This window comes from Candidatus Desulfolinea nitratireducens, assembly GCF_982879505.1.
Genome location: NZ_CEYOSI010000153.1, coordinates 1 through 6,070 on the forward strand (window position 1 = coordinate 1; position 6,070 = coordinate 6,070).

At 52.1% G+C, this 6,070-nt stretch carries 5 protein-coding genes; 1 reads left to right on the top strand and 4 read right to left on the bottom strand.

What is annotated here, in order from left to right:
* Positions 1–143 precede the first annotated feature (143 nt).
* The 4 genes from msrA to AC3DOM_RS12745 all read right to left on the bottom strand — a co-directional run bounded on the left by msrA (position 144) and on the right by AC3DOM_RS12745 (position 5,104).
* The gene (gene msrA, locus AC3DOM_RS12730) at positions 144–671 is read right to left on the bottom strand and encodes a peptide-methionine (S)-S-oxide reductase MsrA (RefSeq protein WP_487919424.1); all 528 of its coding nucleotides are present in this window, start codon (positions 669–671) and stop codon (positions 144–146) included.
* A 105-nt stretch (positions 672–776) separates the two neighbouring features.
* Positions 777–3,296, bottom strand: coding sequence for an ATP-dependent Clp protease ATP-binding subunit (locus AC3DOM_RS12735; protein WP_487919425.1), 2,520 nt, complete (start codon positions 3,294–3,296; stop codon positions 777–779).
* A 276-nt stretch (positions 3,297–3,572) separates the two neighbouring features.
* Positions 3,573–3,902 (bottom strand): nucleoside triphosphate pyrophosphohydrolase family protein, encoded by a 330-nt coding sequence (locus AC3DOM_RS12740; protein ID WP_487919426.1) that lies wholly within the window; start codon positions 3,900–3,902, stop codon positions 3,573–3,575.
* Positions 3,903–4,108: 206 nt separating this feature from the next.
* Positions 4,109–5,104, bottom strand: a complete 996-nt coding sequence (locus AC3DOM_RS12745) for a phosphotransferase enzyme family protein (protein WP_487919427.1) — start codon at positions 5,102–5,104, stop codon at positions 4,109–4,111.
* 197 nt (positions 5,105–5,301) lie between these two features.
* Between AC3DOM_RS12745 and AC3DOM_RS12750 the strand changes: the two genes are divergently transcribed.
* On the top strand, positions 5,302–6,070 hold a 769-nt coding region (locus tag AC3DOM_RS12750), incomplete at its 3' end, for an MFS transporter (RefSeq protein ID WP_487919428.1).

The window sequence follows — 6,070 nt, forward strand, 5'->3', positions numbered from 1 at the left end:
TAACAGTTCCTGAGCGGAAGGCGATTGTTTTTGAGCCTGAAGTCGAAGGACGAATATGCTAATGCCGCTCTTCGACTGCGCTCCGCTCCGCTCAGAGACTGGATGCTTTTCCATCAAAGTGCGCTTGACAATGTACTAGTTATTTACTTCAAACTAGCGACAAACTCCTTGCGAAATTTAGCGACCTTTGGCGCGACAACTGCGCGGCAATAGGGCTGGTTGGGGTTATTCGAAAAATATTCCTGATGATAATTCTCAGCAATATAAATTTTTTCAAAGGGGATTATCTCGGTCACGAGGGGATTATCCCACTGAGACGCCATCTCTTCCATAATTTTCTCGGCGGATTCTTTCTGCGCCTCTGAATGATAGAAGATAGCCGAGCGATATTGTGTGCCCACATCTGCACCCTGGCGGTTGAGGGTGGTCGGGTCGTGGACAGAGAAGAAGACCCGCAGGATATCGTCAAAAGAGATGATCGCGGGGTCAAAACTAACCTGGACCACTTCGGCGTGACCAGTTTGGCCTGTACAAACGGCCTCATAGCTGGGATTGGGAACCTCTCCGCCCGAGTAGCCGGATTCCACTTTTGAGACGCCTTTCAGATCGTCAAAGACTGCTTCGATACACCAGAAGCATCCACCTGCGAGGGTTGTGATTTCTTGGGACATAATACCTCCTTGAGGGAGCAATACAAAATAACGTGATAAAAAAATGATGCATGAAAAGTGAAATCACTCGTCACGCATCACTCGTTCTTCGTACCCTTAGCGTTCTTACGCCGCGGGGGCGGGTTCTGCTTTCTTCTTCTTTTTGACGGGAGCAGTTTCCTTCGTCAGGATGATCTCGCCGCCATCGTCCAGATCCACAAGGACGACATCGCCTTCGACAAATTCGCCAGCCAGGACAGCATCCGAGAGGGGGTCCTCCACCTGCTGCTGGATAACACGCTTGAGAGGACGGGCGCCCATGTCGGGATCGTAGCCAAGTTCACCGAGCTGGGTCAGGGCAACCGGGGTTGCATTCAAAGTCAGCCCATGATCGACCAAACGAACAGAGACCTTATCCAGCTCGAGTGAAACGATCTGCTGAATATCTGCCTGATTGAGAGAACGGAAGACAACCACCCCGTCGAGACGATTGATAAACTCAGGGCGGAATTCGCGCTTGAGGGTATCGGTCAACTTCTTGCGCATATCTTCGTAAGAGAGACGTTCTTCAGTGGCCTCGTCGCGTTTGAGCTGGAAGCCAAGCGAGCCCTGGTTTTTGATCATATCCGCGCCGACGTTGGAGGTCATCACAATGATCGCATTGCTGAAATCAACCTTGCGTCCGCGGGCATCAGAGAGATGCCCTTCTTCCATGATCTGCAAGAGCATATTATGAACTTCAGGATGCGCCTTTTCCACCTCGTCAAAGACGACGATCGAGTAGGGGCGGCGGCGGAGCGCTTCGGTCAGCTGACCGGCATCATCATAGCCGACATATCCGGGAGGCGCACCGACCAGACGACTGGCCGTGTGTCGCTCCATGAATTCGGACATATCCAATTGAATGGCGGCGTCTTCGCTGCCAAACATGAATTTGGCCAGGGCTTTGGTCAGCTCAGTTTTACCGACACCTGTTGGCCCAAGGAACATCAGCGAACCAATTGGCCGTTGGGGGTCTTTCAGACCGGCACGGGCGCGACGGACGGCACGGGCGATGGTTTCGATCGCTTCATCCTGCCCGATGATATGCTCGCGGAGTTCATCTTCCATGTGCAAAAGACGCTCTGATTCTTCCTGGGCAAGCTGCATCAGTGGAACGCCTGTCCACATGGCAACCATCTCAGCAATATCCTCTGCGCTGACAACCGGGCTTGTAGTACGATCCCAGCCGGTGCGCAATTTTTCGATTTTTTCCTCGAGCCTAGCCAAACTGGCGTCAATGGCCTGGATCTCTGCTTCTTCCTTGCCTTCTTCCTGTGCCAGCGTTCGGCTTTCACGGGTTTCACGCATCTTGCTGAAGAGGTCTTTTGCCTGTTTTGCAGCCGGGGATTTGTACATGCGTACCCGTGAAGATGATTCGTCGATCAGATCGATGGCTTTGTCCGGGAGGAAACGCTCAGAAATATACCTGGACGAAAGCTGGGTGGCCGCTTCAAGGGCTTCATCGGAGATGACAAGATGATGGTGGTCCTCGTAGGCCTTACGGATGCCCTTAAGAATGGCAATGGTCTCTTCTTGAGATGGCTCTTCAACCAAAATAGACTGGAAACGACGCTCGAGGGCGGCATCTGATTCGATGCTTTTGCGATATTCATCCATCGTGGTTGCGCCAATTACCTGCAGTTCACCGCGTGAAAGGGCCGGCTTGAGGATATTGGCGGCATCCACCGCTGACCCTGCAGAGCCTGCGCCAACAAGCATATGGACTTCATCAATGAAGAGGATTGCCTTTGATTTCTTTAATTCGTCGATGATGCGTTTGAGCCGTTCTTCAAATTGACCACGATACATCGTCCCGGCGACAAGGGAGCCTACGTCCAATTGCAGGACCTGCTTGTTCATCAGCGGGGCGGGAACTTCGCCATCCACAATCCGCTGGGCGAGACCTTCGACAATCGCTGTTTTGCCAACGCCGGGTTCACCGATCAGGGCGGGGTTATTTTTCGTACGGCGTGCAAGAATCTGGATCACGCGTTCGATCTCGTTTTCGCGCCCGATAACGGGATCAAGCTTCTTTTCTTCGGCCATGGCAGTCAGGTCAGTAGCGAGCTGATCGATCAGGGGTGTTTTGGGCTCTTTTATAGCAGGAGGAGCAGACCGTGATCCACGCTTGCCTTGTCCCACTGCCGGGGTGGAAGAGGAGGGTCCTTCATTGAGGATCCTTCGGACCTGTTTACGGATCTGATCGGAGGTCAGTCCCAATTTTTCGAATACAGCCTGAACGGTCCCTTCGCTGCGGGTTAAGGCGAGAAGGAGATGTTCGGTACCAATATAATGATGACCGATAGCCCGAGCTTCGTCGATCGCATATTCGAGGACTTTTTGGGTGTTATTAGAAAGGTTGACTTTGCCGGTGGGGTCTACGCGCGGGGCATCTTCGGTGACACGCTGAACGATATCGCGGACACGCTCCACATCGAGGCCGAGCTCATGCAAAACACGACCGGCCACTCCGCCTTCCTCGATGATCAATCCAAGGAGAAGATCCTCGGTTCCAAGTGATTCTTTTCGGGCTGTTTCGGCTTCCTCGTGAGCGAGACCGAGGACCCGGCGGGCACGCTGGGTAAAGCGTTCCATGCTTGCCATAATTTACTCCTGTTACTAGTTCTTACTTGTTGGCGGTTATGCCAAATGACCGCCTGTTTTATTTCTATCTTCTGGTGTTTTTGAAGACGGTTAATGATCGGCTTTTTTAATAAAAGGGTTGCTGGGCCAATCTGACAAGTTTAGTCTACTTTAGATTGTACCAAAAATGAAAAGGGGAAGTATAGGAGAAAGATTAGAATTCTGCCTATGTAGATTCTGGTTGTGAGGAAAATCTTACCACTTAACAAAATTGTAGGTCAGGATGAATTGAAAACATTATCTCTCATCCCCATCTCCACGGATGGTGCCACGATCCAGACGGCCGTAAAGTTTTTCAATATTATATTCGGCGATCTCGTCGAGGGTCAGATCGAGTTCAGTTGCCACCTGGGCAAGATACCAGAGCACATCGCCAAGCTCGGCCTTGAGCGCAGACCTGGTCTCTCCATTGATGACACCATCCTTATCGCGGAAAACCTTTTTGATCTTGCCGGCGACTTCGCCAGCTTCATTGACCAATCCCAACGCGGGGTAAATGACGGGGTGTCCGATGGATGGGTATTTGGCGGTCTTGCGGGATTTATGCTGGTAATCGTTGAATTTCATGGTTTGTCCTATTTTATTAACTGATGTTACGCACATTGCACAAAGTGGTTGATATTTTATCGCTAGCCTTGGGCATTGCCCTCATCCTGGCCTTCCCCCAAGGGGGGAAGGGATGAGTCCCCTCTCCCTCAGGGAGAGGGCGGAGGGTGAGGGTAGCCCAGATAGTTACCAAAGAACCACACTGCGTAACATCAGTTATTAAGTCCTTATGCAGTCTTCGTTAAAAAGCCTTCCAACTCTACACAGCGCGAAGTGATATATTCCCGGGCGTCCTCATCTTTATCGAATACCTGCGCGGCATAGTTTACAAAATTTACCATACGCGCCACCCAGAGCATCTGCAGGTCGCGTTGACTGAAAGAGGGCCACTCACGCACGGTAGCGTATCCTGCCTGAAAAGCGGAAGCAAGTTCGGCGTAGGTTGTCTCGTTCCGCAGGTAATAGAGACAGATGGAAATATCCTGCGCGGGGAATCCCATCACCATATCCTCGAAATCCAAAACATATAGTTTGCCGCGATGGATATGGACGTTCCAGAAGTGCAAGTCGCCATGGATGACGAAGGGGATTCTATCCTTTTTATATATTCCAGCAAGGAAGGGATCTGCGCAGGCACAGGCCCGATCTAGGATGCGGATCTGTGCGGGGGTGTAAAGATCTCTAAATTCAGAGGTATTGTATACGGCTTTTTCATCGGGGAAATAGAAGATCTTATCCCAGCGTTTGGGTTGGATATGAGCAGGAAGAATTAAACGTTCGGCGTGGTTATGCAAGGCAGCCATGATAGCACCCAGCTGATAATAGGTTTTCTTGCTGATATATTTTTCGAGCGGGACACCAGGCACCCATTTGTATAACGCACAGCGTTTCTCTGCGGGAACGCCCTCCATACTGACAAAGGTAATATAGTCACCATCCACCCGCGCGACCGGCTGAACAACACGCAGATCGGTATCACGCGCCAGCGCCGCAAGCCAGAACATCTCGGTCTGATTCTCGGCCAGACCGGAATCCATCTCTGAGTAGAGGCGGATGACATATTTGCTGCCGTCGACCGAATCGACGCGGAACATGGTGGTGCTTTCTGTCGTCAGATAACGAACGCGGGCTACCTCAATGGAATAGGCTTCAAGGGCTTTGATGCAGAGTTTTCGCAGGCGCAGGTTCCTGCCGCGAAAGGTGAGTTCTTCGTAGGATTTCATCTTTTCTCCTGGGCGTAGTTTTACCATAAAGTGGGAAATACGAAGTGTTGGGTCATTGCGAGGTGTCGATGTAATTCGATGGCGCGGCAATCTCCACCTAGGATGAGGAGATTGCCGCGTCGGGCTCCGCCCTTCTCGCAATGACGATTAATTCATCGTTTCAGCGTTATAATTGCGCCTTATCCAAAGGACAAATAATGACCGATTTAGCAAAAACTGCCCGCAAGATCACCTTTACACTTTTTCTCGCACAAAGTCTATACTCTGCCGGTTATCTGGCCGGAGCACCCGTCAATGCGATTTTAGGCGCCAAATTAGGCGGCGCTCGCTGGGCCGGTTTGCCGCCTGCGATCCTTCTGGTAGGGAGCGCCCTGGCAGCCCCGGTTTGGGGTATCCTGATGGATAAGTTCGGCCGCAGGATGGGGATTGCATTGGGGTTGATCTTTGGCGCGCTGGGATCTGCTTTGATCGTTATGGCCGCCAACCAGAGCCTGCTGCTGCTCATGCTGGGGGGTATGTTATTCGTTGGATTTGCCCAGTCAGCGATGCTCTTGGGGCGTTTTGCTGCTGCGGAGGTCAACCCTCCGACAAAACGTGGTGGGGCGATTGCGAATGTGGTGCTGGGCGGCACCTTTGGGGCGATCGTTGGCCCCCTGCTGGTCGCCCCGATGGCTCTATTTGCGCTCAGCCTGGGGATGGATGAATTGGCCGGCGGATATATCGCCGGGCTGATTTTGATGGGATTTGCATCCCTGACCATTTTTTTCGGTTTACGTCCGGACCCACGCGAGATAGGGAAAGAGGTCGCTGCCCTTTACCCTGACTCTGCCCCTGAAGGGGAAGCACGCCCAATTGGCGTTATTTTTCGCCAACCGGCGGCGCTGATCGCCGTCACCGCAATGGTGATCGGACAGGTCGTGATGATCGCGATCATGGTGATCACCTCCCTGCATATGAAGGGCAACG

Coding starts and splice junctions, on each gene's coding strand:
- AC3DOM_RS12735 (WP_487919425.1), bottom strand. CDS start 3,296: ATGGCAAGCATGGAACGCTTTACCCAGCGTGCCCGCCGGGTCCTCGGT.
- AC3DOM_RS12740 (WP_487919426.1), bottom strand. CDS start 3,902: ATGAAATTCAACGATTACCAGCATAAATCCCGCAAGACCGCCAAATAC.
- msrA (WP_487919424.1), bottom strand. CDS start 671: ATGTCCCAAGAAATCACAACCCTCGCAGGTGGATGCTTCTGGTGTATC.
- AC3DOM_RS12745 (WP_487919427.1), bottom strand. CDS start 5,104: ATGAAATCCTACGAAGAACTCACCTTTCGCGGCAGGAACCTGCGCCTG.